The 26,489-nt window shown below is 63.3% G+C and carries 20 protein-coding genes; 11 read left to right on the top strand and 9 right to left on the bottom strand.

The genetic code is table 11. From position 1 onward, the window contains the following. Positions 1-3: 3 nt before the first annotated feature. Together QMG84_RS01640 and trpB are read left to right on the top strand one after the other, a co-directional pair. Complete coding sequence (locus tag QMG84_RS01640; protein ID WP_281930008.1) at positions 4-933, top strand: cupin domain-containing protein; 930 nt, start codon at positions 4-6, stop codon at positions 931-933. A gap of 114 nt (positions 934-1,047) precedes the next feature. Beyond that, on the top strand, positions 1,048-2,286 hold the full coding sequence (gene trpB, locus QMG84_RS01635) for a tryptophan synthase subunit beta (protein WP_281930007.1): 1,239 nt from the start codon (positions 1,048-1,050) through the stop codon (positions 2,284-2,286). Positions 2,287-2,473: 187 nt separating this feature from the next. Here the strand turns inward: trpB and QMG84_RS01630 are convergent, their stop codons facing one another. Beyond that, positions 2,474-3,031, bottom strand: coding sequence for a TetR/AcrR family transcriptional regulator (locus QMG84_RS01630; protein WP_281930005.1), 558 nt, complete (start codon positions 3,029-3,031; stop codon positions 2,474-2,476). Positions 3,032-3,142: 111 nt separating this feature from the next. On the opposite strand from QMG84_RS01630, the gene QMG84_RS01625 reads away from it, so the two are divergent. The 5 genes from QMG84_RS01625 (at position 3,143) to QMG84_RS01605 (ending at position 8,241) form a co-directional block, all read left to right on the top strand. Beyond that, entirely contained in the window at positions 3,143-4,480 is a 1,338-nt protein-coding gene (locus tag QMG84_RS01625) for a cytochrome P450 (protein WP_281930004.1), read from the top strand. A 171-nt stretch (positions 4,481-4,651) separates the two neighbouring features. After that, positions 4,652-5,155, top strand: coding sequence for a GFA family protein (locus QMG84_RS01620; protein ID WP_281930003.1), 504 nt, complete (start codon positions 4,652-4,654; stop codon positions 5,153-5,155). Positions 5,156-5,279: 124 nt separating this feature from the next. Continuing rightward, entirely contained in the window at positions 5,280-6,953 is a 1,674-nt protein-coding gene (locus QMG84_RS01615; RefSeq protein ID WP_281930001.1) for an acyl-CoA dehydrogenase family protein, read from the top strand. 430 nt (positions 6,954-7,383) lie between these two features. Beyond that, positions 7,384-7,668 carry a hypothetical protein gene (locus QMG84_RS01610; protein ID WP_281929999.1) on the top strand — a complete coding sequence of 95 codons (285 nt, stop codon included), beginning with the start codon at positions 7,384-7,386 and terminating at the stop codon, positions 7,666-7,668. 111 nt (positions 7,669-7,779) lie between these two features. Then, entirely contained in the window at positions 7,780-8,241 is a 462-nt protein-coding gene (locus QMG84_RS01605) for a baeRF12 domain-containing protein (protein ID WP_202070806.1), read from the top strand. Between the two features lie 231 nt (positions 8,242-8,472). Here QMG84_RS01605 and ccrA read toward each other — a convergent pair whose 3' ends face one another. Then, positions 8,473-9,729, bottom strand: a complete 1,257-nt coding sequence (ccrA, locus tag QMG84_RS01600) for a crotonyl-CoA carboxylase/reductase (protein WP_281929997.1) — start codon at positions 9,727-9,729, stop codon at positions 8,473-8,475. Positions 9,730-10,106: 377 nt separating this feature from the next. Between ccrA and QMG84_RS01595 the strand changes: the two genes are divergently transcribed. Together QMG84_RS01595 and QMG84_RS01590 are read left to right on the top strand one after the other, a co-directional pair. Further along, a complete protein-coding gene (locus tag QMG84_RS01595) occupies positions 10,107-10,571 on the top strand; it encodes a DUF2267 domain-containing protein (protein ID WP_281929995.1) in 465 nt (154 codons plus the stop codon). 80 nt (positions 10,572-10,651) lie between these two features. Next, the gene (locus tag QMG84_RS01590; RefSeq protein ID WP_281929993.1) at positions 10,652-12,640 is read left to right on the top strand and encodes a protein meaA; all 1,989 of its coding nucleotides are present in this window, start codon (positions 10,652-10,654) and stop codon (positions 12,638-12,640) included. Between the two features lie 65 nt (positions 12,641-12,705). Here the strand turns inward: QMG84_RS01590 and QMG84_RS01585 are convergent, their stop codons facing one another. Beyond that, on the bottom strand, positions 12,706-13,548 hold the full coding sequence (locus QMG84_RS01585) for a uracil-DNA glycosylase (RefSeq protein ID WP_281929992.1): 843 nt from the start codon (positions 13,546-13,548) through the stop codon (positions 12,706-12,708). Positions 13,549-13,666: 118 nt separating this feature from the next. Here QMG84_RS01585 and QMG84_RS01580 point away from each other — a divergent pair, with 118 nt between their 5' ends. Beyond that, positions 13,667-14,608 carry a response regulator gene (locus QMG84_RS01580; RefSeq protein ID WP_281929991.1) on the top strand — a complete coding sequence of 314 codons (942 nt, stop codon included), beginning with the start codon at positions 13,667-13,669 and terminating at the stop codon, positions 14,606-14,608. Beyond that, a complete protein-coding gene (locus QMG84_RS01575; protein WP_281929989.1) occupies positions 14,605-16,578 on the top strand; it encodes a hybrid sensor histidine kinase/response regulator in 1,974 nt (657 codons plus the stop codon). Before QMG84_RS01580 ends, QMG84_RS01575 begins: the two co-directional genes overlap by 4 nt. 221 nt (positions 16,579-16,799) lie before the next feature. Here the strand turns inward: QMG84_RS01575 and QMG84_RS01570 are convergent, their stop codons facing one another. From QMG84_RS01570 to QMG84_RS01545, 6 genes are all read right to left on the bottom strand, one after another. After that, positions 16,800-17,018, bottom strand: a complete 219-nt coding sequence (locus tag QMG84_RS01570; RefSeq protein WP_281929988.1) for a YbdD/YjiX family protein — start codon at positions 17,016-17,018, stop codon at positions 16,800-16,802. Then, positions 16,993-19,074, bottom strand: a complete 2,082-nt coding sequence (locus QMG84_RS01565; RefSeq protein WP_281929986.1) for a carbon starvation CstA family protein — start codon at positions 19,072-19,074, stop codon at positions 16,993-16,995. The genes QMG84_RS01570 and QMG84_RS01565 overlap by 26 nt, the downstream gene beginning before the upstream one ends. 156 nt (positions 19,075-19,230) lie before the next feature. Continuing rightward, on the bottom strand, positions 19,231-20,526 hold the full coding sequence (locus tag QMG84_RS01560; RefSeq protein WP_202070814.1) for a TadE/TadG family type IV pilus assembly protein: 1,296 nt from the start codon (positions 20,524-20,526) through the stop codon (positions 19,231-19,233). A gap of 245 nt (positions 20,527-20,771) precedes the next feature. Then, positions 20,772-24,494, bottom strand: coding sequence for a methionine synthase (metH, locus tag QMG84_RS01555; protein ID WP_281929983.1), 3,723 nt, complete (start codon positions 24,492-24,494; stop codon positions 20,772-20,774). Then, a complete protein-coding gene (metF, locus tag QMG84_RS01550) occupies positions 24,491-25,390 on the bottom strand; it encodes a methylenetetrahydrofolate reductase [NAD(P)H] (RefSeq protein ID WP_281929981.1) in 900 nt (299 codons plus the stop codon). The genes metH and metF overlap by 4 nt, the downstream gene beginning before the upstream one ends. After that, complete coding sequence (locus QMG84_RS01545) at positions 25,390-26,400, bottom strand: ArsR/SmtB family transcription factor (RefSeq protein WP_281929980.1); 1,011 nt, start codon at positions 26,398-26,400, stop codon at positions 25,390-25,392. Before QMG84_RS01545 ends, metF begins: the two co-directional genes overlap by 1 nt. Positions 26,401-26,489: the final 89 nt, after the last annotated feature.

Genomic DNA, 26,489 nt, shown 5'->3' with positions numbered 1-26,489 from the left:
ATCATGTCTGAGTGCATCGAGTCTGAAATTGCAGCAAATGAGCACGGCATCGCCACTTGCCACGAACGGATGAAAAACGGCGAATTGCGCTTTCGGCTGAGAAAGTTAGACGGCACTGCGTACATTCGAACTGAGTCGACGGAAGGTGGCTGGCAAGAAAGTCACTATCATAAGGAGGTATTAGAGACATATATCGTCCAAAATGGGTGGATAGTTTACGCTGAACTGCGAGACGATCGCATCATACTATCAAAATATGCGGATGATCAGATATTCACCACAAGTCCTGGTATAATTCATAATGTATATCTTTCGCCAGGAGCGACCATCCATACTGTCAAACACGGCAAGTGCTCACACCCAGATCGGAACACGGACGATCTAACGAAAATATTCGACGAAAAGATACGTGGCACTTCTATCGAAGAGTTAATCGAAATCCGAGTCAGAGAACCGATTTTAGACGTTAAGATCCAAAAATATAATGAAGAATATAGACACTTCGACAATTTGATATGGCAGCTTCCTAATTGGAGCACCGCCACATTCGCGCTATCAGTTGCCGGAATCAGCTACATATACCAGAGCGAAAATCCCCTTGGCCTATCGAAAATACTTTACCTATCTAAAGAACTTATGGCAGCAACTCTCTTGGTGCTGACATCATCTATCTTGTTAGTGTATTCTCATGCACTATTTAGATTTAGATTCCACCAATCTCGCTTAAAAGCATATCGGCAAACATCTTGGTGGATGTCCGCATCGACGTGGCTAAATATTTTGATAACTGCCGAAGCTGCGTTTTTAGTTTTATTAACACTAGGTATTCTCAGGGTAAATATATTGATCGCAGCAATCGTTCTTTCCCCTCTCCTTATTGGGATAATTATCACCCGAGAACACAAAATTAGGTTCCGACTGGACGATAAATGATGGCCTGCCGTGAAAACCGCCACAGTAAGCCGGGACTTCCTCGGACAACAGCAATTGTTTAAGACGAGGCAGAATTCCGACCTGCAAGGATCGACCGCAAAGAGGAACCGCTCCGTGACCAAGCCGCTTCCCAATTCCTTCCGCGCCGGCCCGGACGAGAATGGCCGTTTTGGCATTTTCGGCGGCCGCTTCGTCGCCGAGACGCTGATGCCGCTCGTGCTCGATCTGGAGCGCGCCTATGACGAAGCCAGGAACGATCCCGCCTTCCACGCGGAGCTCGCGCATCTTCACACGCATTATGTCGGGCGCCCCTCGCCGCTCTATTTCGCCGAACGCCTGACCGAGCATGTCCGCCAGAATGCGGAGGAGGGAAAAGGCGCGAAGATTTACTTCAAGCGCGAAGAGCTGAACCACACAGGCTCCCATAAGATCAACAATGTGCTGGGGCAGATTCTGCTCGCCAAGCGCATGGGCAAGAAGCGCATCATCGCCGAGACGGGCGCCGGCCAGCATGGCGTCGCCACGGCTACGGCCTGCGCGCGCTTCGGGCTCGAATGCGTCGTCTACATGGGCGCCGTCGACGTCGAGCGGCAAAAGCCGAACGTCTTCCGCATGAAAATGCTGGGCGCCACGGTGAATCCGGTGCAATCCGGCGCACGCACGCTGAAGGACGCGATGAATGAGGCGTTGCGCGATTGGGTGACCAACGTCTCCAACACTTTCTATTGCATCGGCACGGCCGCCGGTCCGCATCCCTATCCGGGCATGGTGCGCGATTTCCAGTCGATCATCGGCAATGAGACGCGCGCGCAAATGCAGGAGGCGGAAGGGCGCTTGCCCGATTCGCTCGTCGCCTGCATCGGCGGCGGCTCCAACGCCATCGGCCTGTTCCACCCCTTCCTCGACGATCGCGACGTCGAGATTTACGGCGTCGAGGCGGCCGGGCATGGCGTCTCTGTGCCCAACGGCCATGCGGCGTCGATCGCCGGCGGCAGGCCGGGCGTGCTGCACGGCAACCGCACTTATCTGCTCATGGACGACGACGGGCAGATTCTCGAAGGCCACTCAATCTCGGCGGGCCTGGATTATCCCGGCGTCGGCCCGGAGCATAGCTGGCTGCATCAGACCGGCCGCGTGACATATCTCAACGCCACGGATAAGGAGGCGCTCGCCGCCTTCCAGATCTGCTCGAAACTGGAGGGCATCATCCCGGCGCTGGAGCCCTCGCACGCCATCGCGAAAGTGCTCGAGCTGGCGCCACAAAAGCCGCAGGACCATCTGATGGTGATGAATCTGAGCGGTCGCGGCGACAAGGATATCTTCACGGTCGCGGAGGTTCTCGGCGAGATGTGACCCGTCATTCCCGACGCTCGCTTCGCGAGCGATCGGGAATCCAGAGCAGCATTAGGCTATTTTGGCTCTGGATTCCCGGTCGGGCTTTCAGCCCGCGGGGAATGACACGTCCCACCGCGCGCTGTCCAAGCGGCAATGGTTTGAGGCGCATTTCGCCCTCGTCCATCCCAAGGATGAGGGCGAGCCGTTACTGCACAGGCTCTTCCGGCTCGCTGAGACCGAAGAGGCGGTTACCTGTTCTGCGAATCGCCGGCAGGCGCGGATCGTCGGGGTCCTCCAGCAGCCATTGCGCGCCGACGACCGCGCAATATTGCACGAAGGCGAAGGACATCGGATCGTCGATGTCCGGGCGCATATGCGTCAGCAGGCACGCAAGCCCCTCGATCCGCGCGCAGTCGACCTGGTTCAATATTTCGCGCACGATCGGCTCGCTCGCCGCGAGACGACGGATTTCACGCTCGAAGCGGAAATCGAGCTCGAAAGGCTGCTCGCGCATCAGCGCGCGGACCTCAGCTTGCGATTGCGCGGCCTCATAGCGCTTGCCGGCGATTTCGATCACCTGCGTACGCCAGCGCTCCATCATGGCGTGCAGGAAGGCGTCGCGGTCTTCGAAATGGTGGTAGAAGCTACCGCGCGTGCGCCGCGCCGCTGCTGTGAGGCGGTCGATCGTCAGCGCCGCCGGGCCTTCTTCCGCCAGCAGCTTTGCGCCGAGCGCCAGCCAGTCTTCCTTCTTGAAACGACTCATAGGGTTAGGCTCGCACAGCGCGCGGCTCTTGCCAAAAACATACTATAAGGTATGGTATTGCCATTATCGATTCATCAGGGGCGACCCGCGATGCTTCACGATCCTGATTTTATGCCTTTCACCCCCAATGAGCGTCCGAGTTTTCGCTCGACCCAGCGTAACTTCCTCGAAAACTGGCCGCCAGCGGCGTATCGGGAGGGATTCTGGTCGTTGCGCGGCATTTGGCCGATCGTGCCGAAAACCATCTATCTGACGGACCCGGCCCTCGTTGAAGAAATGCTGCTCACGCGCGCGGAATTTTTCCAACGCGACGTGATGACAATTCAGGCGCTTTCAGGAGCAATCAACAAGGGTTCGTTGTTTTTTTCTGAGGGCGCCGATTGGAAATGGCAACGGCGCGCTTTGGCGCCGGCGTTCCGGCACGAAAATCTTCTGGCGCTGACGCCAATCTTCGCGCGCTGCGCGGGGGAGCTTTGCCAAGCCTGGCGCCGAGAACGGCCGACCGCGCCGATCGACGCCATGAAAGCGATGTCGGAAGTCACTTTCTCCATCATCGAAAGCGCCGTTCTCGGCGCGCAGGGGACATTCGACCGCGAGCGGTTTCTCACCGCGCTCACGCGGGCGCTTTCAGGCGTCAGTTGGCAGCGCATATTGGCGCTGCTCAGCCTTCCGAACTGGCTGCCTTTTCCGGGATCGTCGCAGATCAACCGGGACATGCGCTACCTCTATGACGAAACCGCGCGGATCGTCGCCGCGCGCCGCGCCACCCGCGCCCATACGCCCGCCATCGTCGATCTGATGCTCAATGCCACCGACCCCGAGAGCGGCAGAACGATGACGGATTCTGAGCTTATCGGCAATCTCTACGGCCTGATGGTCGCCGGACACGAAACCTCCGCCGTGGCGCTCGGCTGGAGCCTATGGCTGCTCGCAAAGGACCAAGCGTCTCAGGAACGGCTGCGCGCGGAGGTCCAAGAGATCGCCGGCGCCGACGACATCGGGCCGGAGACGGTCGAGAGGCTGCAATTCACCAAACAGGTCGTTCAGGAGGCGATGCGCCTCTTTCCGCCCGCCGCCGCCATCGGCCGCCAGCCTCGGGAAGATACGACGCTCGGCCCGCATAAGGTTCTCAAAAAGGAGCCGATCTTTGTTGCGATCTGGGCGCTGCATCGTCACGAGAAATTATGGGACCAGCCGAACGCCTTCGATCCTGACCGTTTCACGCCCGAAAAGGCCAAGGCGCGCCACCGTTGCGCCTATTTGCCCTTCGGCGCGGGCCCGCGCATCTGCATCGGGATGAGCTTCGCGATGCTGGAGATGACTGCCATTCTCGCGACGCTCGTTCGTGATTTTCGTTTCACGACGGTCGAAGGCCATCGGCTGGAGCTTGCCCCTGACTTTACGACGCGGCCAAGGGGAGGCCTGCCGCTGTGGGTGGCGCCGGTTTGATCGGGGGCTCTAGATCCGTTTGATTAGTTCGGCGTCATTCCCGACGCTCGCGCAGCGAGCGATCGGGAATCCAGAGCAAAACCAGCGCTTTTTGGGCTCTGGATTCCCGGTCGGGCGTTCAGCCCGCCGGGAATGACAAGTCCCCATGCGAGCTATTCAAACGGAAATGATATGAGACCCACCACCAGAATATCCTCCTGCGCCTGCGGGCGCGTCCGTTGCGAAGCCGTCGGCGAGCCGATCCTGAGCGCGGTCTGCTATTGCGCGGATTGCCAGGAAGGCGGCCGGCGGATCGAAGCGCTCCCCAACGCCGCGCCGGTCCGCGACCCCGACGGCGGCACGCCTTATTTGACCTACCGCGATGATCGATTCCGTTGCGTCTCCGGCGCCGATCTTCTCGAAGAGCATCGGCTGAAACCCAATTCGCCGACGCGAAGGATGGTCGCTTCCTGCTGCAACTCCGGCATGTTCGTGAAATTCGACCCGGGGTTCTGGGTCTCGACCTATCGGCTCCGTTATGACGGCAACCCGCCGCCGATCGAAATGAGAACCCAAACGCGCCGCCGAAAGTCGGAAATGGAATTGCCATCCGACGCGCCGAGCTATCGGGGATTTCCCTTGAGGCTCTTTTTGAAATTGGGCGCGGCGAGAATCGCGATGCTGACCGGACATTAGGGCGGCGAAGCCGAGATTTGCGGATACCCCTTCCAGTTGCGTCCCGGGCGAAATGGCGGCATGTAGGGCGCAAATTTTTCCACAGGCCGCGCCCTCAACGGGCCCTATTCCAGACAGGAAAGAAATGACCGCAGCCGTCGCGACGAAACTCGATCCCCAAAGCTGGCTCGCCAACGCCAAGGAGGCGCTCGTCGCCGTCGAGACGCTCTATAATGACGCGCTCGCCAGCGTGCGCGCCCGCGTGACGAAGGACGGCAAGCTTTCCAACGAGCTGATCGAAGCCGACCAGCACGCCGCCCACGGCCTCTCCTGGTTCGCGACCTATGTGCAGGGCCTCAAGGAACTCATCGACTACGCCGAGCGCCTCTCGGCCGAGGGCGCCTATGGCGAGACGGAAGAGCTACTGAACCAGATCGGCTACGCCGAGCTGCTCGCCCAGGTCTATGGCGGCATTCCGATGAGCCAGGGCGAATTCGTCCGCCTCTCGGATTTCGGCCTTTCCTCGGCCAAGGTCGCCGCCGCGCGCCCGGCCTGCGTCGACGCGCTCATCCTCTCCGGCAACACGCCGGCGAACCGCGCCCGCCTCGCCGAGCTGATCGACCATCATTCGGCGGCCGAAACTGTCGGCGCCTCCGGTCTCGACGAGACTCTGGAAGCCATCCGCAGCGAGATGCGCAAATTCGCCGCCGACAATGTCGTGCCCTTCGCCCATGAGTGGCATTCCAAGAACGCCTATATTCCGCTGGAGGTGATCGGCGGCCTTGCGGAGCTGGGCGTCTTCGGCCTCACCATCCCTGAGGAATATGGCGGCTCGGGCATGGGCAAGATCGCCATGTGCGTCGTCTCCGAGGAGCTGTCACGCGCTTATATCGGCGTCGGCTCGCTCGGCACCCGCTCCGAGATCGCAGGCGAACTTATTCTCGTGGGCGGCACGGAAGCGCAGAAGCAGAAATATCTGCCGGGCATCGCGGCCGGCGAAATCCTGCCGACGGCGGTCTTCACCGAGCCGAACAACGGCTCCGACCTTGCGAACCTGCGCACCCGCGCCGTGCGCGAGGGCGACGTCTATAAGGTCACCGGCAACAAGACCTGGATCACCCATCCGGTCCGCGCCGACATCATGATGCTGCTGACGCGCACCAATCCGAACGAGAAGGGCTACAGGGGCCTCTCCATGTTCGTTGCCGAAAAGCCGCGCGGCACGGATGAAAATCCCTTCCCCGCGAACGGCATGACCGGCGGCGAGATCGAGGTGCTCGGCTATCGCGGCATGAAGGAGTTCGAGATCGGCTTCGATAATTTCGAGGTGCCGGCCGAAAACCTGCTCGGCGGCGAGGAGGGCAAGGGCTTCAAGCATCTCATGGAGACCTTCGAATCCGCCCGCATCCAGACCGCCGCCCGCGCCCTAGGCGTCGCTCAATGCGCCCTCGACCTCGGCCTGAAATACGCCAAGGAGCGCATCCAGTTCGGCAAGCCCTTGTTCGCCTTCCCGCGCGTCTTCAACAAGATCGTGTCGATGGCGGTGGAGGTTCACATCGCCCGCCAGATCACCTATTTCGCCGCGCGCGAGAAGGACGAGGGCAAGCGCTGCGACCTCGAAGCCGGCATGGCGAAGCTGCTCGGCGCCCGCGTGGCCTGGGCGGCGGCGGACAACGCCCTGCAGATTCACGGCGGCAACGGCTTCGCGCTGGAATATCCGGTCTCCCGCGTCCTCTGCGACGCGCGCATCCTCAACATCTTCGAGGGCGCGGCGGAGATTCAGGCGCAGGTCATCGCGCGGCGCCTGCTGGAGGGCTGACGCCCTCTCCTTTGGGTCTTTGTCATTCCCGGCGGGCTGAAAGCCCGACTGGGAATCCAGAGCCACAGAGCGCTGGTTTTGCCCTGGATTCCCGATCGCCCGCAGTGCGGGCGTCGGGAATGACAACGAATGGAACGCTATTTGCGGGGTCCCTTACGGGGCCCCGTTTTTTGTTGGCTTGCCGACAGCTTTGTCGGCTCGCTGTCGCACGCTCTGCTCAATGTTTTTGCAGTGCGACAACATGGCGCGGAGCCTTGTTATCCTTCGGGATAGCTTTTCGAGGCAGGTTGGAATTTACTCTGGCGAAAGCTTCTCGGCGCAATATATGTTGCAACGCACAAGCACGGCGACATACATGAGCTAGAGGTCGGCGCGTCCACGAGCGGGAAAGGTTTTTCCGGCACGATGATGACGGGCCAAGGAGGTTACGATGTTGGAAGCAGTCAAAACATATCTCCAGGATTGGTCGGACGCCTGCGAATACGCGAATGAATGCGCCCCGGACCTCTCCTTCCTGGGCAATGGCGAGCCCTTCACGGCGCTGCTGTTCGTCGCGGCCGTCTGCTATCTCGCCTGGGCGGTAAATGAGGCCGGCATCAAGCGCCGCGTGGCCGCGCTTGCGGGCGTCGCGCCCCAGGCCGCTGGCGATCTGAAGGCGGTTGTCGAAAAGCTGACGCCGGCCCCGGCGGCGGCCCCTGAGAAGCTCGCCGCCTGATATACTTGAGACGTGGGTGGGCGCGTCCTTTCGACGCGCCACGGCCACGCTTGCTCTCCCCTCCTCCAGCCGCCACATCCAAGGCGTGAGCTTTTGTGAGCGAGGGACGCTATGAGCGCAGTTGCTGTCCATAATGGCGCGTGGGTTCTGATCGGCGATGGCCGACGCGCGCTATTCTTCTCCAACCACGGCGACGCCGAGATTCTCGATCTGCGCGTGATCGAAACGCGCGTCGAAGAGAATCCGCCGACCCGCGAGCAGGGATCGGACGCCCCGGGTCGCGCCTTCGCCGCCGCCGGCTCTCATGCGCGCAGCGGCATGGGGAATGTGGACTGGCATGAGCTCGAAGAAGAGCGCTTCGCCCGCGCCATGGCCGACCGCATCAACGCCGCCGCCGAAAGCGGCGAGCTGAAAGAAATCGTCATCGTCGCCCCGCCCCGCACACTGGGCGAAATCCGCAAGGATCTGAGCGCCAAGGCGCAGAGCAAGGTTGCGGGCGAGCTGGACAAGGATTTGACCAAGCACCCGCTCCCGGAAATCGAGAAGGCCCTGGCGCTGAAGCCGCAGGCTTGAGCCGACGTCTTCACGCATTGCAGAACCGTCATGGCCAGGACAAGCCCGGCCATGACGAGGTAGGTTGCCCCTTACGGCAAGGGCGGCCCCGGAAACGGGGTCGTGGGCGGGTTGCAGCCCCACCACTACGTTGCGGCGCGAACCCACCCGGCGGCCTTCGACCACCGACCTCCCCGTAAAGGGGAGGTCTTTGGCGCCCACCGCCGAAGGCTTGCTATTCCCGAGAGCAGCTTACTTCTTCTTGTTGTAAGCCTCGACCACGTCCTCGACCGTATGCAGGCCGGGCTCGGGGGCGTTCACCAGCACCGCCATGTTGCCGGGGGCGTGCTCGTTCTTCCACATCTTCATATGCGCCAGCGGGATCTTGTCCCAGGCGAAGACCTCCGACATGCAGGGGTCGACGCGGCGGTCGATCACGAACTGGTTGGCGGCGGCCGCCTGTTTCAGATGCGCGAAATGCGAGCCCTGGATGCGCTTCTGGCGCATCCACACATAGCGGGCGTCGAAGGTGATGTTGAAGCCCGAGGTGCCGGCGCAGAACACCACCATGCCGCCGCGCTTGGCGACGAGGCAGGAGACCGGGAAGGTCGCTTCGCCGGGATGCTCGAAGACGATGTCGACGTCCTTCTTGCCGGTGATGTCCCAGATCGCCTTGCCGAACTTACGCGCTTCCTTGGTCCACTCGACATATTCGGGCGAGTTGACCTTGGGCATCTGGCCCCAGCACTTGAAATCCTTGCGGTTGATCACGCCCTTCGCGCCGAGCGACATAACGTAATCGCGCTTGGATTCGTCCGAGATCACGCCGATGGCGTTGGCGCCCGACGCCGCGCAGATCTGCACGGCGAAGACGCCGAGGCCGCCCGAGGCGCCCCACACCAGCACATTGTGGCCGGGCTTCAGCTCATGCGGCTCATGGCCGAAGAGCATGCGATAAGCGGTGGCGAGCGTCAGCGTGTAGCAGGCCGATTCTTCCCAGGTGAGATGCTTGGGGCGCTGCATGAGCTGGCGGTCCTGCACGCGGCAGAACTGGGCGAAGGAGCCGTCCGGCGTCTCATAGCCCCAGATGCGCTGCGAGGCGGAGAACATCGGATCGCCGCCGTTGCACTCCTCATCGTCGCCGTCGTCCTGATTGCAGTGGACGATGACCTCGTCGCCGACCTTCCAGCGCTTCACCTTGGAGCCGACGGCCCAGACGATGCCCGCCGCGTCGGAACCGGCGATGTGATAGGGGTGCTTGTGCGCGTCGAGGACCGAGATCGGCTCGCCGAGCGCCGCCCAGACGCCGTTGTAATTGACGCCGGCCGCCATCACGAGAACGAGCACGTCATGGCTGTCGAGCTCCCAGGTCGGCACGACCTCGAGCTGCATCGCCTGATCCGGCGGGCCGTGACGCTCCTTGCGCACCACCCAGGCGTACATGTTCTTGGGAACATGGCCGAGCGGCGGAATTTCACCCAACTCGTAGAGATCTTTTTTATCGGTCAACGTCGCGTCTCCTCGGGCGCTTCTTTCATCTCGGCGGCCCGTCGGTCGAATTTCCTCAGAGCGAATTCCGAAAAAGTTGCAGACTTTTTCGATCGGAATTCGCTCCAAAACGCCTATTGGCGCGAATTCTAATCGCTCGAACGGTCGTTCGAGCGGAAAGCGCGCCAAGGATGACGGCCTCTTCGCGGTCGCCGTCCCGCCGGGCGCATTCATATACGGGGAATTCTTTGGGGTGAAGCTCCCCTTAAAGCGCCGTTCAGAGACTTAACTAAGGCGATCCGACGCCCGCCCCAGCTTGCGGGCGCGCGGCCGACGCATAATTCTGGACATCGGGGCAGATTGGGCGCGGGGCGAAGGCTTTTCGAAAGGCGTGCGTCATGAGCGACACCCAGGTATCCGCGCTCGATCACACGGTCCAGCTCACCAATGTCTGGCTCAAGAGCCTCGCCGAGGACCACAAGCTGGGCGACCGGCCGCACGCCTATAGCGCGCTGCGCGCCGTGCTCCATGCGCTGCGCGATCGGCTGACGCCAGAGCAGGCGATGCATCTTGGCGCGCAGCTCCCCATGCTGGTGCGCGGGCTTTACTTCGAAGGCTATCGGCTCGCCGACAAGCCGGACGTCCAACGCCGGATCGAGCAATTCGAGGAGCGGATCGCCATCGAGCTGCCACCGGGCTTCCCCGTCGACGTGGCCACGGCGGCGCGGGGGGTCTTCGAGGTCTTGTGGCGGGAGCTGGATTTCAACGAAACCGCGAAGGTCGTGTCTGACCTGCCGATGCCGCTGCGGGAGCTATGGCCGGAGGAGGCCCAGAAGCAGGCGAAGGCGCGGTCGGAGGAGTGAAAGGCGTTCACGGCGCTGCGTCTAAGGCGTGACTTGTCAAAACGCCCCTCTGTGCTATCGCAGCGGCGAGGAGGAGCCAAATGAACGACAAGTCTGCCGAGAAGACCCGGAACGCTGGCCGCGATAAGCCCTGGATGTTCCGCACCTACGCCGGTCACTCGACCGCCGAGGCGTCGAACCGGCTCTATCGCTCCAATCTCGCCAAGGGCCAGACGGGCCTCTCCATCGCCTTCGACCTGCCGACCCAGACCGGCTACGATAGCGACCACATCCTCTCGCGCGGCGAGGTCGGCAAGGTCGGCGTGCCGGTCTCGCATCTGGGCGACATGCGCGCGCTCTTCGACGGCATTCCTCTGGCCGAGATGAACACGTCGATGACCATCAACGCCACAGCCGTGTGGCTGATGGCGCTTTACATTGCGGCCGCTGAAGAACAAGGCGCGCCGCGCGTAAAGCTGCAGGGCACGACGCAGAACGACATCATCAAGGAATATCTGTCGCGCGGTTCTTATGTCTTCCCGCCGAAGCAGTCGCTGCGCCTGACGCAGGACCTCATTCTCTTCACCACGAAGGAATGCCCCAAATTCAACCCGATGAACGTCTGCTCCTACCATCTGCAGGAAGCGGGCGCGACGCCGGCCCAGGAGCTCGCCTATGCGCTGGCCACCGCCGTGGCCATCCTCGACGGCGTGAAGGCCGCCGGCCTTTCCGAGGCGGACTTCGGCCAGGTCGTCGGCCGCATTTCCTTCTTCGTCAACGCCGGCATGCGCTTCGTCACGGAACTCTCCAAGATGCGCGCCTTCACCGAGCTGTGGGAGGAGATTACCCGCGACCGCTATGGCGTGAAGGATGAGAAGCTGCGCCGCTTCCGCTATGGCGTGCAGGTCAATTCGCTTGGCCTGACCGAGCAGCAGCCGGAAAACAACGTCTATCGCATTCTCATCGAAATGCTGGCGGTGGTTCTCTCCAAGAACGCCCGCGCCCGCGCCGTGCAGCTTCCGGCCTGGAACGAGGCGCTCGGCCTGCCGCGTCCCTTCGATCAGCAATGGTCGCTGCGCATGCAGCAGATCATGGCCTATGAGACTGACCTTCTGGAATATGGCGACATCTTCGACGGCAATCCCGAGATCGCCCGCAAGGTCGCCGAGCTGAAGGAAGAGGCCAAGGCCGAGCTGAAGAAGATCGACGCGCTGGGCGGCGCGGCGGCGGCGGTCGAGATTGGCTACATGAAATCGAAGCTCGTCGAATCCAACACCGCGCGTCTCGAGGCGATCGAGGCGGGCGAGCAGACTGTCGTCGGCGTCAACAAATTCACCTCGACCGAGCCGTCGCCGCTCGCCACGGGCGAAGATTCGATCATGGTCGTGCCGGAGGGTGTAGAGACCGAGCAGATCGCACGGCTGAACGCCTGGCGCGAGGCCCGCGACAACAAGGCGGCGCAGGCCGCCATCGACGAGCTTGTCCGCGCCGCCAAGGAAGGCCGCAACATGGTCGAGCCGTCGATCGCCGCCGCAAAGGCGGGCGTGACGACCGGCGAATGGGGCAATGTGCTGCGCGGCGTCTTCGGCGAATATCGCGCGCCGACGGGCGTCTCCTCCACTGCGCGCCAGGTCGGCGGCCAGCTCGACGCGGTGCGCGGCGAGGTCGAGCGCGTCTCGCAGAAGATCGGCAAGCGCGCCAAATTCCTCGTCGGCAAGCCGGGCCTCGACGGCCATTCCAACGGCGCCGAGCAGATCGCCGTCCGCGCGCGCGACGCCGGCTTCGACGTGATTTACGCCGGCATTCGCTCTACCCCGGCCGAGCTGGTCGAGACCGCGAAGAAGGAAGGCGCGCATTGCATCGGCCTTTCCATCCTCTCCGGCTCGCATGTGACGCTCGCCCATGAGGTGATGCGGCTGATGAAGGAGGAGGGCGTTTCGGCCCCGCTGGTGGTCGGCGGCATCATCCCGCCGGCGGATGAGAAGCTCCTGCTCGAGTCGGGCGTGGCTGCGGTCTATACGCCGAAGAACTATGACCTCAACGTCATCATGACGGACCTGGCGCATATCATCGAGAAGACGGTCGCGTAAGGCCCCCTCCCCAACCCTCCCCTGCTTGCGGGTCGCGAAGCGGGGGAGGACAGGGAGGGAGTAATTTAGGCGCGCAACGAGCCCGCCGCCGCCCGCAAATCCCGCCACGCCGCCGGCTTCAGAGCCGGGCTCTTCAGCATCGAATCGAGCCCCGAGAAAACGAAAGCGCGCGCCATATGCGCGCCGCTGGCGATGTCGAACGGCTTGCCGCGCAATTTCGCGAGCGGCTCAGTGGTCGCGAGCATGACGCGCGCCGGGGCGTCGCCGAATAGCAGCAGAACCTCGGGGCGCGCCAGCTCCAGGTGGCGGCGTGCGAATGGCGCGAAAGTGGCGGCCTCGGGCGGCGTCAGATTTCGATCGCCAGGCGGGCGCCAGGGCGAGACATAGGCGAGATAGGCGCTCTCGCGATTGTGGCCGATCGCGGCGAGCATATTGTCGAGGAGCTTCGCCTGCAGGCCGCTGAAAGCTTCGCCCGTCGACTCCTCCGTCGCTCCCGGCGCCGCATCCAGAACCATCAGCCGCGCGCCGGGCGCGCCCGCGCCGAACAGAAAATGCTGCGCCATGTCGCGGAACGGCGCGTGGGGGAATTCGGCCAGCGCGGCGGCGAGGTCTTGCAGATTATTGGCGCTCGCGGCGGCGGCCTCGGCGGCGCGGACAGCCTCGTCCGGCGCGGCGATGGCGGCGACCCGTGGCCGCGCCGCTTGCGTCTCGGGGGCGATGGCGGGCGGCGGCTCGCGCCGGGCCGGCGCCGCTGGCGCCCCAACGACCGGCGCAGACGCTACGCGCGCGCTATCGGCGTAGCGATCGTGCGGCGCGTCATCAAGCGCGAGATCGACGCCGACGGCCGCATACCAATCGAGCAGGGCCAAGAGGGCGCTCGCGGGATTCTCCGGAAACTCGGCGCGCATGGCGAAAACCCTAGCGGAATCCGCGGGAGGATCAACAGAGAGATGTGACCCCGCGCATTTTGCGTAGCAGATTAGAACTCTTATAGTGTCGCAACAACAATTTTGGAAAATTTGGCCGATGCAGGAAACCATTGCGATCGCCGAGGACGAACAGGACCTGCGCGAGCTGCTCGCGGAATTTCTCTCGGGCAATGGCTACCGCGTCCTCGCGGCGGCGAGCGTCGCTGAGTTTCGCGCGATGGTCGAATTCGAAGCTGTCGATCTCGCCATATTGGACATCAACATGCCGGGCGAAGACGGGCTGTCGCTCGCGCGGTGGCTCAACGCCCGCGGCTCCACGAGCATTATCTTCGCGACGGCGGTCGCTTCGGCCATCGACCGCATCGTCGGGCTCGAGTCCGGCGCCGACGATTATATCACTAAGCCCTATCATATGCGGGAAATGCTGGCGCGCATACGCGGCCTGTTGCGACGTCGCAAGATGGCGCGCGCCGCGCTCGCCGGCAAAAGACTGGCGGCCATCGCTTCGATCGACATCGTCGGCTACACGCTTTTGATCCAGACCGACGAGCAGAACGGACTTGCGCTCACCGATCGTTTTTTTCGGGACGTGGTCACGCAATCGCTTCCACGCCGCGCGGGAAATCTGTTCAAAATGCTGGGCGACGGCGCGCTCATCGACTTCCCGAGCGTGCAGAACGCCGTCGAATGGGCCCTGGAGTGCCAGACGGAAACGCGCGCCTACGCCGCCGCCCATGGGCAGGCGCAATCGCTGCGGCTGCGCATTGGCGTCGCCGTCGGCGATGTCGTTGTTCGTAACGGAGACCGGTTCGGCGAAGTCGTGGCGCTCGCCGCCCGCATTCAGGAAGCTGCGCCGGCCGGATCGGTGATGATTTCGGATGTCGCGCGCGCCATGACGCGCGGCAAAATTCGCGGAGATTTCGTCGCGAGGCGACATGCGCTCAAGAATATCGCCGAGCCGATGGAATTATGGCTGCACGAGGGGCCGAGCGCAGCAATCGCGGCAAGCGCGTCCAACGGAGAAAGCGCGGTCAGATGAGCATCCAGCAAAAAGCGACGACCAACGCCGTTTCGGATGGCGGCGCTTTGTTGCGCGCCCTTTTCGACGCGATCCCGGGCCGAGCGGCGTTTCTCGATGTCGAGCTGCGTTACCGTTACGTCAATCGTGAGTTTCTCGCGAGCCTCGGAGCCACGGAAGATTGCGTCCTCGGCAAATTCGTCGAGGAGGTTCTCGGCCCTGAGGCGGGCGCCTCCTATCGGGCGGCGATGCCAGGGCTTGTCGCCGGCAAACCGCAACATCTGCGCCGCACAATCGAGGAAGACGGCGCGCGCCGCTCTCTCGAAGAGGAGCTCAAACCTTTCGCGCCCGGCGGCGCGATGCAGGGCGTCGTCTGCGTCGCGCATCATGTCGCCGAACCGGAGGAATGCGAAACGACACATGCCGAATGGCTCGAGTCGCACAAGGCGCGCGAAGCCATCCATTCCGCCGTTGTCGATTCCGCGCTCGACTGCATCGTCGTCATCGATGCGCAAGGCCATGTCGTCGAGTTCAACCCGGCGGCGGCGGCCACCTTCGGCTATTCCCGCGAAGAGGCGATCGGCAAGACCGTGGCCGAGCTGATCGTGCCCCCCGAAATGCGCGCCAGTCACGATGCCGGCCTGGCGCGCTTCCGGTCGGGCGGGCCATCCTCGGTCATCGGCAAACGCGTCGAGCTCGAGGCCATGTGCGCCAATGGTTCGCGCATTCCGATCGAGCTGGCGATCACCGCAGTCGGCTCCGGGCCGAGCGCGCTTTTTACCGCGCATCTTCGCGATCTGCGTCCCACGCGGGAAGCGCAGGCGCAAATCGAACGGCAGCGAGAAGCCCTCTATCAGAGCGAAAAACTCGCAGCCCTCGGGTCTCTCCTCGCCGGCGTGGCGCACGAGCTCAACAATCCACTCTCTATCGTCATCGGACAGGCGCTGATGCTGCGCGAGGCGGCGCAAGCGCACGCCATTCTCGATAAGCAGTTCGAGGAATTTGCCGACCGTGGAACAAAAATAGAAACCGCAGCCAACCGCTGCGCCCGCATCGTGAAAATCTTTCTCGCCATGGCGCGCCAGCGGGAAGCCGAGCGTGGGCGCGTCGAGATCCCGGAACTCGTCGAGCGTGTGCTCGAACTTTTGTCCTATGGGCTACGCACGGCCGGCATCGAGGTGACGAAGGATATTCCAGCCGATCTGCCGCCGCTTCTCGCCGACAGCGACCAGCTCCATCAGGTGCTGCTCAATCTCGTGGTGAACGCCAAGCAGGCGCTGGAAGCGCAGCCGGCGCCGCGCCGGATCGCCATCGTCGCGCGCGCGGAGCCGTCGACGCAGAAGCTCGAAATCCTGATTTCAGACAATGGTCCGGGCGTTCCCGACGCCATTCGCAATCGCATTTTCGATCCTTTTTTCACGACGAAGCCACAGGGGGTCGGAACCGGCATCGGGCTCGCCGTTTCGCGCGGCCTCATCGAGGCTCATGGCGGCTCGCTCATTCTGGAGCCGCAACAGCCGGGGGTGGGCGCTGTTTTCGTGGTAACACTGCCGATCGAGGCGACCGAGACCGCCGTTGTCGCAACCGATTCGGCCCCGTCGCAACCGGCGACGCGACAGCGGCGCGCGCTGATCGTCGATGACGAGGTCGAAATCGCCGGCCTGCTCGCGGAGATTTTGCGCCGACTCGCCTTCGACTGCGAGATTGCGACGAGCGGCGAGCAGGCAAAGCAGGCGCTCGCCGAAAAGGCGGTCGACCTCATCCTATGCGACATCCGCATGCCCAACGGCGACGGCCCGGCGCTCTACGACTGGCTTGGCGTCGAACATCCGCCGATGACGAATCGCATCGCCTTCGTGACCGGCGACATTTTGGGCCCTGCGGCCGACCGCTTCATCGTGCGTTCGGGCTGCCCCGTTGTCGAGAAGCCCTTCGCGCCGGAAGAAATCCGCCAGGTCGTCGATTTGTTGTGCGATGAAACCGGAGCGTGAAGCCATTTCGGTTTGAACAGCTCGCATTGGGGCTTGGGAGCGCTGGTTTTGCTCAGCGCCCGTCATTGCGAGCGAAGCGAAGCAATCCAGGGCAGCGATGCGGCGCTGGATTGCTTCGTCGGCTCCGCCTCCTCGCAATGACGGCGGTAATTCCCGATTGCTCGCTGCGGAGCGTCGGGAGTGATACCGAACCCATCAAGCGGATCTCGTATGAGGCGCGCTCAACAGCAACGTAGCGCGCGCCGGCCCCCTTCGCCGAAACGGCTTGCTTGCCGCTCCAGGAAGAATTCCTCCCGCGTCATAATCCGCCGCTCGTCATGTTTTTCGCGCATATGCGCGACATAGGCGTCGTAATCGCCCTGCCCGACCATCAGCCGCGCGCCGTCGCGTAGCTTGTTCGCAAGCTTTGCGAGATCAAGCCCTGGCAGGCAGCAGTTCATCTTCGCTTTCCCGGGTGGTGGCGGCCTCGGCGGCGCGCGCCTGCCGTATCGATGACAGGGCGAAGCCCAGAATGGCGAGCACGAGCACGATGTACATCGCGCAGAGACCGGCATCCACGTAATCGTTGAAGATCACCCGGCGCATCTGTTCGAGCGTCTTCGCCGGCGCGAGAATCTCGCTCCTGTCGGCGGCGGCGGCGAATTTCCTCGCATGGGCGAGGAAGCCGATCTTCGGATCGTCGTGGAAGATTTTCTCGAGCCCGGCCGTCATGGTGCAGATATAGAGCCATGTCGTGGGGATGATCGCGACGAAGCCGTAACGCTCGCGCTTCATGCGGAACAGCACGACGGTGCAGAGCGTGAGCGCCATCGCCGCGAGCATTTGATTGGCGATGCCGAACAAGGGCCAAAGCGTGTTGATGCCGCCCAAGGGATCAATGACGCCCTGATAGAGGAAATAGCCCCAGCCGGTGACGGCGATCGCCGTCGCCGCGAGATTGGGGCCCCAGGCTTTTGTGTTGCGGAAGGCCGGAACGAATGTGCCGACGAGATCCTGAATCATGAAGCGGGCGACGCGCGTGCCGGCGTCGATCGTGGTGAGGATGAACAGCGCTTCGAACAGGATGGCGAAGTGATACCAGAAGGACATTGCGGCGGAGCCGCCGATGACCGAGGACAGGATCGTCGCCATGCCCACAGCGAGCGTCGGCGCGCCGCCGGTGCGCGAGAGCACGCTCTTCTCGCCGACATCATGCGCGACGCCCGCGAGCGTCTCCGGCGCGACCGGAAAGCCCCATGAGGAAATGGCGGCCGCCGCGGTTTCTGGTGTTACGCCAATCACAGCCGGAGCGCTGTTCATGGCGAAATAGACCCCGGGCTCCAGGCAGCTCGCGGCGATCAGCGCCATGATGGCGACGAAGCTCTCCATCAGCATGGCGCCATAGCCGATGAAACGCGTCTGCGTCTCGTCGGCGATCATCTTCGGCGTCGTGCCGGAAGAGACGAGCGCGTGGAAGCCCGAGACGGCGCCGCAGGCGATGGTGATGAAGAGGAAGGGGAACACGCTGCCGGCGAAGACCGGCCCCGTGCCGTCGATGAAGCGCGTCACCGCCGGCATTTTCAACTCCGGCCAGACGACGAAGATGCCGAGCGCCAGCGACAGGATCGTGCCGATCTTCAGAAAGGTCGAGAGATAGTCGCGCGGCGCGAGCAGCAGCCATACAGGCAGCACGGAGGCGACGAAGCCATAGGCGATCAGCATGAAGGCCAGCGTCTCGCCCTTATAGCTGAAGAGCGGCGCGAGCGTCGCGCTCTCGGCGACAGTGCGGCCGAAGGCGATGCTGGCCAGAAGCAGAACGAAGCCGATGATCGACATTTCGCCGATGCGGCCGGGCCGGATGTAGCGGCCATAGACGCCCATGAAGACCGCGATGGGGAGCGTGGCGAAAACAGTGAAGGAGCCCCACGGACTATCCGCCAGCGCCTTGACGACGACGAGCGCCAGCACCGCGAGCAGAATAATCATGATGGAGAGAATGCCCGCCATCGCGATGACGCCGGGGATGGGGCCCATCTCCGTCTTGATGAGATCGCCGAGCGAGCGGCCGTCGCGGCGCGTCGAGATGAAAAGGACGAGAAAATCCTGCACCGCGCCGGCGAGAATGACGCCGGTCAAAAGCCAGAGCGTTCCCGGCAAATAGCCCATTTGCGCGGCGAGCACGGGACCGACCAGCGGACCTGCGCCGGCGATGGCCGCGAAGTGATGGCCGAACAGCACCCATTTATCCGTCGGCACATAATCGAGCCCGTCGTTGCGACGGTGCGCGGGCGTGCTGCGGCTGGCGTCGAGGCCGAGCACAGTGTCCGCGATGAAACGCGAATAAAAACGATAGCCGATGGCGTAAACGCCGATCGCCGCCGTGACCAGCCACATGGCGTTGACCGGCTCGCCGCGCGCGCTCGCAAGCGTATAGAGCGAAAAAAGCGCAAGGGCGAAAACGGCGGCCCAACCGAAGGCGGCGGGGGCGCCGGGCCCCCGGGCAATTGAAACGGACATGTCACATACTCTCAGTCGCGGCCCAAGCGCCCCCCAAGCGAGATCGGTCCCTTCGGCGCGGCCAGAGAAGGCGGCACCTTAAGAGACGGCCGGACGCGCTTCAACCTCCATAGGGCGAAAACATGCGCCGTGGAAGCCGCCCGCACGGAACGGCTTTCAAAAGGCGAGCCGCACCGTGCGCTGAAGGCTATAGCCGAAGCTTGTCACGCCGAACGCGCCGCACCCTGAGATGTCGATGTTGGAATCTCCGGTGAATGTCACCGTATCGGCGATCAGTTGCATGCACCCGCTCGACGTCGCCGCGCCGCCGTTGAACGACACGCTGGCTTCGGGAAGATAAACCACGCCTTTGAAGGTCTGCGAGGAGCCGCCGTTCAACTTGAACGGCGTCCCCGTCGCCATCGAGCGGTCGCCATATATGACGACGCCGGGGACGCCGGCTGTCGCGCCCGGCAGGGGCGCCTCGAGATCGACTTGCGCGCCGCCGTTGATGGTCGCATTCGCCCAGCCAGTCCCCAAGTGTTGCGTAAAGACGATCGTCACGCCGACGCCGGTCACCTGCGCCTGGCTGTTGATGGAGAGCTGGCCGCCGTCGATGACATAAAGACCCGGGTTCAGCGTCACGGGCCCTTTGGAGCCGCTGTTGGTGTTGATCGACAGGCCGTTGCAATAGACGCCGGGGTTGAGTGGGCCGCCGTCATTGGTCGAAAATCCGTTGTGGTCGCAGCCGGAGAAGCTCGGCAGAGGGAGCGACTCATAGGGGTCCGGCAGGCGCGGCTGCCCGGTCAGTTGGATGGCGTTGAGCGTCCCGCCGCCCTGCACAGCGATATTGCCGTTCACGCTGACCATCCGCGCCGATAGTTGCGCCGAGCCACTCACCTGGAGCGCATCGCTCGCGCCGGAATTGCCGTAAATGTCGCAGCTCTGGAGCGTGACATTGGCGTTGCCGGTCCAGTCGAGCGCCTCCACGGCGGATTGGTTGAGCGAGAGGACGCAGCCTGCGCCGCCGCCGCTGACGCTCGCCTGGGTCTGCGCCGCCGTCGCGGAAGCGGAGATCGGGATGGCGTCCACCTGCGCGAGCTTCATGATGATCGTGGGGACGCGTGCGGCGGCGCTCACCACATAGCCGCCCGTGTGGTCATTCGCAGCAACGGTCACGCCAATCGCGGTCGCCGTCCAACCGAGCTGGGCGTAGACGATGTTTTGCGCAATCGCTTGCTGCGCCGTGAGCGAGGTCGTCGCATCGGCCTGCGCAATCGCAATCGAGGCGGAATCGACCGCTCTCTGGAGCCGCGATTTCATGACCGTGGCGTTGCGATAGTCGAGCGCGGCGCCCACCATCAGAAAGGCGGGGATGAAGGCCAAACCGAAGATAACGCCGGTCGAGCCGGAGTCCTCCCGAAAGAATGATCCTCGCGCCGAAAACGCTTTCCGCCCTGCTGACAGTTTCATTTTGCTCGCCCAAAAAAAGACGCGGCCCCGCCGAGAAAGACCGCGCCATCATGCCGCGAAGCAAGCATAGTCAATTTTTTGGAAATCAAATTCCCGAATGCTTGCAAGGGTTTGCAAGTTGTATTCAAGACTGCGAAGTTTTGTATACTAAATGAGGATGTTTTTGCGTAAAGTTTGAGTTGTTTTTGAAATACTGTGGAATTCTCGAAAAAGGCGGCCGACGCAAAGCGCCGGCCGCGCCTTTTTTACGCCGCCGCTTCAGCCGTCGCGGGCTCATAGTTGAGGATGGGCGCCAGCCAGCGCTCGACCTCCGTTACCGACATGCCCTTGCGGCGCGCGTAATCCTCGACCTGATCGCGCTCCACCTTGGCGACGCCGAAATAATGCGCCTGCGGATGGCCGATATAGAGGCCGCTGACCGACGCGGCCGGCGTCATCGCGAAGCTTTCCGTGAGCTTCACGCCCGTGCGCTTCTCGACGTCGAGAAGCGTGAACAGCGTCGCCTTCTCGGTGTGGTCGGGCTGCGCCGGATAACCGGGCGCCGGGCGGATGCCGGCGTAGGGTTCGCCGATCAGCTCTTGCGGCGCAAAGGTCTCGTCCTTGGCGTAAGCCCAGAACTCACGGCGCACGCGCTCGTGCATGCGCTCGGCGAAGGCTTCCGCGATGCGGTCGGCGAGCGCCTTCACCATGATCGAACCATAGTCGTCATTGGCGCGCGCATAGCGGGCGGAAATCTTCTCCTCCTCCGCGCCCGCGGTGACGACGAAGGCGCCGACATAATCCGCCTTGCCGCTCTCCTTCGCCGCGACGAAATCGGAAAGCGCGATATTGGCCTTGCCGTCGCGTTTTCCGAGCTGCTGGCGCAGCGTAAAGAAGGTCGCGAGCGCCTCGTTGCGCGACTCGCCCGTGTAAAGCGCGATGTCGTCGCCAACGCTGTTCGCCGGCCAAAAGCCGATGATCGCCTTGGGCGTGAACCAGCGCTCTTCCACAATGCGCTTCAGCATCGCCTGCGCATCCTCGAAGAGCTGGCGCGCCGCCGCGCCGCGCTCGGGATCGTCGAGCAAAGCGGGATAGCGGCCCTTGAACTCCCAGGTCTGGAAGAAGGGCGTCCAGTCGATATAGGGCACGAGCTCCGCGACGTCGTAGCTCGCAAAGGCGCGCGCGCCCGTGAAGCTCGGCTTGGTCGGCTCATAGGCCGCCCAATCGATCTTGTAGCGATTGGCCCGCGCCTGCGCGAGCGAGACGCGCTGCTTCTCCGCCTGCGCGCGCGCATGCGCATCCGCGACGCGCTCATATTCCGCGCGCGTTTCGGCGATGTAGTCGCCGCGCGTCTTCTGCGAGACGAGCGCCTGCGCGACGCCCACCGCGCGGCTCGCGTCGGTGACATAGACCGCCTGCCCGCGGCGATAGTTGGGGTTGATCTTCACCGCCGTATGCACACGGCTCGTCGTGGCGCCGCCGATCAGGAGCGGCGTATCGAGCCCTTCACGCTCCAGCTCGGAAGCGACAAAGCACATCTCATCCAGCGAGGGCGTGATGAGGCCCGAGAGGCCGATGAGATCGACTTTCTCCTGCTTCGCGATTTCGAGAATCTTTGCCGCCGGCGTCATGACGCCGAGGTCGATCACCTCGAAATTATTGCAGCCGAGCACCACGCCGACAATGTTCTTGCCGATGTCGTGCACGTCGCCCTTCACCGTGGCGAGCAGGATCTTGCCGGCGGAAGAGCGGGCGTCCTTCGCGTCTTCCATGAAAGGCATGAGATAGGCGACCGCCTGCTTCATCACGCGCGCGGATTTCACGACTTGCGGCAGGAACATTTTGCCGGCGCCGAAGAGATCGCCCACGACATTCATGCCGGCCATCAGCGGGCCTTCGATGACGTCGAGCGGGCGCGTCGCTTTCTGACGCGCCTCCTCGACGTCGGCGTCGATATATTCGGTGACGCCGTTCACGAGCGCATATTCGAGACGCTTCTCGACGCTGTTCTCGCGCCAGGCCGCGTCCTTCTCGGCCGATTTGGCGCCAGCGCCCTTGAATCTCTCCGCCGCTTCCACCAGCCGTTCGGTCGCGTCCTTGCGGCGGTTCAACACCACATCTTCGCAAAGCTCGCGCAGCTCCGGATCGATCTCGGCGTAGACCGCGAGCTGTCCGGCGTTGACGATGCCCATATCCATGCCCGCCTGAATGGCGTGGTAGAGGAAGACGGAATGCATCGCCTCGCGCACGGGCTCATTGCCGCGGAAGGAGAAGGAGAGGTTGGAGACGCCGCCCGAGACATGGGCGTAAGGGAGATCGCGCTTGATGGTGCGGGTGGCCTCGATGAAGTCGACGCCGTAATTCTCATGCTCCTCGATGCCCGTCGCGACGGCGAAGATGTTCGGGTCGAAGATGATGTCCTGCGGCGGGAAACCGACTTCTTCGGTGAGAATCTTATAGGCGCGCGCGCAGATTTCGATCTTGCGTCGAAGCGTATCGGCCTGGCCCGTTTCGTCGAAGGCCATGACCACCACGGCGGCTCCGTAGCGGCGCACTTTCTGAGCGTCGGAGATGAATTTCTCTTCGCCTTCCTTCAGCGAAATGGAGTTCACCACGCCCTTGCCCTGCAGGCATTTCAGGCCAGCTTCAATCACGCTGAACTTCGACGAATCGACCATCACCGGCACGCGGGCGATATCCGGCTCGGCGGCGAGCAGATTGAGGAAGTCGACCATGGCCTGCTGCGAATCGAGCAGGCCCTCGTCCATATTGATGTCGATCACCTGCGCGCCATTGGCCACCTGGTCGCGCGCGACGTCGAGCGCCGCCGTGTAGTCGCCATTGGTGATGAGCTTGCGGAACTTGGCGGAGCCCGTGACATTGGTGCGCTCGCCGACGTTCACGAAGGGAATATCCTTGGTGAGCGCGAAGGGCTCGAGCCCCGAAAGACGCAGCAGCGGCTCGATCTTCGGCACGACGCGCGGCGCCATGCCCTTCACCTTTTGCGCAATGGCGCCGATGTGATCGGGCGTCGTGCCGCAGCAGCCGCCGAGAACATTCACCAGCCCAGCCGCGGCGAATTCGCCGACAAGCTCCGCCATATATTCCGGGCTCTCGTCATAGAGACCGAACTCATTTGGCAGGCCGGCGTTAGGGAAGGCGCAGATGCGCGTGTCGGCCACGCGGCCGATCTCGGCGATATGCTGGCGCATCTCGCGCGCGCCGAGCGCGCAATTGAAGCCGATGGAAAATGGCTTGGCGTGCGCAAGCGAATTCCAGAAGGCGACCGAGGTCTGGCCGGAGAGCGTCCGCCCGGAGAGATCGGTGATCGTGCCCGAGATCATGATCGGGAAGCGCGTGCCGACTTCCTCGAAAGCGTCTTCAAGCGCATAGATCGCCGCCTTGGCGTTCAGCGTGTCGAAGACAGTCTCGACCAGCATGATGTCGGCGCCGCCGGCGATAAGGCCAAGCGCCTGCTCCTTATAAGCGGCGCGCAGCTCGTCGAAGGTGACGGCGCGAAAGCCTGGATTCGACACGTCCGGCGAAATCGACGCCGTGCGATTGGTCGGTCCCATCGAGCCGGCGACGAAACGGCGCACGCCGGTCTTTGCCGCCACTTCGTCGGCCGCCGCGCGCGCGAGCTTGGCGCCTTCACGGTTGAGCTCGAACACGATGGATTCGAGCCCGTAATCCGCCTGCGCGATCGTCGTGCCGCTGAAAGTGTTGGTCTCGATGATATCGGCGCCGGCTTCGAGATAGGCGACGTGGATCGCCTTGATCGCCTCGGGTTGGGTGAGGATCAAGAGATCATTGTTGCCGCGCAGATCCTTAGGGTGATCCTTGAAACGCTCGCCGCGGAAATGGCTTTCCTCGAACTTATGGCGCTGGACCATCGTGCCCATGGCGCCGTCGAGAATGAGGATGCGATTGCTCGCCGCCTCTTCCAGCGCCTTCAGAATGTTCGGGCCGTGAGCTTTGTCGAAAGTCATGCGTCTGCTTTCTCACGAAGGGGACGAACGCCGAGCAGGTGGCAGATGGCGAAGACCATATCGGCGCGGTTGTTGGTGTAGAAATGAAACTCCTCGACGCCGGCGCGGGCGAGGCCCATCACCTGCTCGACGGCGGTCGTCGCGGCGACGAGCGCACGGGTCTCTTGATCTTCGTCGAGGCCGTCGAAACGCTCGGCGACCCAGCGCGGCACGCTTGCGCCCGCCTTCGCCGCGAAGTTGGCAACCTGCTTGAAGTTGCGGATCGGCATGATGCCCGGCACGATCGGGATCGTTATGCCGCGCGCGCGCGCCTTGTCGAGAAAGCGGAAGTAGACGTCGTTGTCGAAGAAGAATTGCGTGATAGCGCGCGTCGCGCCGGCGTCGATCTTCGCTTGCAACGCGTCGAGATCCTGTTCGATGGAACGGCTCTCCGGATGGCCCTCGGGATAGGTCGACACCGAAATCTCGAAATCATGCAGGCGGCGAATGCCGTTCACGAGATCGGAGGAGCTGGCGTAGCCCTTGGGATTGGGTTCAAACACCGTGCCCACGCCTGTCGGCGGATCGCCGCGCAACGCCACGATGTGGCGCACGCCAGCCTCCCAATAGGCGCGAAGAATCTCGTCGATCTCTTCTTTTGAGGACGACACGCAGGTGAGATGCGCCGCCGGCTTCATGATGGTCTCGCGGGCGATGCGCGCGACGATCGCATGGGTGCGCTCGCGCGTCGAGCCGCCCGCGCCATAGGTGACGGAAACGAAATGCGGCCGCAACGCTTCGAGGCGCTTCACCGACGCCCAGAGCTGCGTCTCCATCTCCGCCGTCTTGGGCGGAAAGAATTCGTAAGAGATATTGAACCGCGTGCCGGAGGCGGTCGGATGCAGCGCGTTGAACATCAGGCGGTCTCATAGGAAGAAGCAGGAATCGGATCGGCGAACATGCGCGGATCGCGCGCGAGCCACAGTGAAACAGTGAGCTTTGCGCCTTCGCCGGGCGCAGGCGAAAGCGCGCGGTGCTTCACTGTCTCCAAGCCCGCCTGGGCGAGAAGGTCGGCGATCTCGGTTTCGGAAAAGCCGAGGCGGCGATGGGCGTGCTTGTCGCGCAGCGCCTCTTCCTGATGGGGCGCGAAGTCGACGACGAGCAGCCGCCCGCCGGGCGCCAATACGCGCGCCGCCTCGCGCAGCGCGCGCGGCGGATCATCGAGATAGTGCAGCACCTGATGCATGATCGCGAGATCGACGGAGTTGCGCTCGATCGGCAAAGCGTAAATGTCGCCCTGGCGCAATTGGACGTTGCGCAGCCCCGTCTCCTCCATGCGTCCGCGCGCGACGGCAAGCATAGCCGTCGAAAGATCGACGCCGATGGCGCGTTCCGCGAGCGGGGCGAAGAGCTCCAGCATGCGCCCGGCGCCGGCGCCGAGATCGAGCAGGGTGCGCACCGGCGCATCGCCCACGGCCTCGCGCATGGCGTCCTCGACCCGCGTCTCGGGCACATGCAGCGAGCGGATATCGTCCCATTCGGCGGCGTGGGCGGCGAAATAGCGGGCGGCGTTTTCGGCGCGGGCCTGGCGCACGTCTTCGAGGCGCGCCTGATCCTCGGCGAGAACCGCATCATTGGGGTCGAGCCAGGCGGCGATGTCGCGCGCCATAGCCCCCGCCTGTCCCGAGGGCGACAGTCGGAAGAATGCCCAGGCGCCTTCACGCCGGCGCTCGACCAGGCCTGCCTCTACCAGAAGCTTCAGATGGCGGGAAACGCGCGGCTGCGACTGGCCAAGAATGGTGACGACCTCGCTGACGGTAAGCTCGGACTGCGAAAGCAGCGCGAGCAGCCGCAGCCGAGTCTCCTCGGCGGCGGCGTTGAGCGCCGCGAGCGCGGGGTCCAGCCTGAGGGAATTGGGGGCGGTCATGCGGCCTCTAACGCGAGATATAAAGATATCTATATGCGTTGATCGTGCATCGTGCAAGGCGCAAAAGTGGTAGGATCGCTGATCGCCTG

The sequence above is a fragment of the Methylocystis iwaonis genome (genome assembly GCF_027925385.1).
Taxonomy (GTDB): domain Bacteria; phylum Pseudomonadota; class Alphaproteobacteria; order Rhizobiales; family Beijerinckiaceae; genus Methylocystis; species Methylocystis iwaonis.
This window is presented reverse-complemented; position numbering and strand designations above follow the sequence as displayed.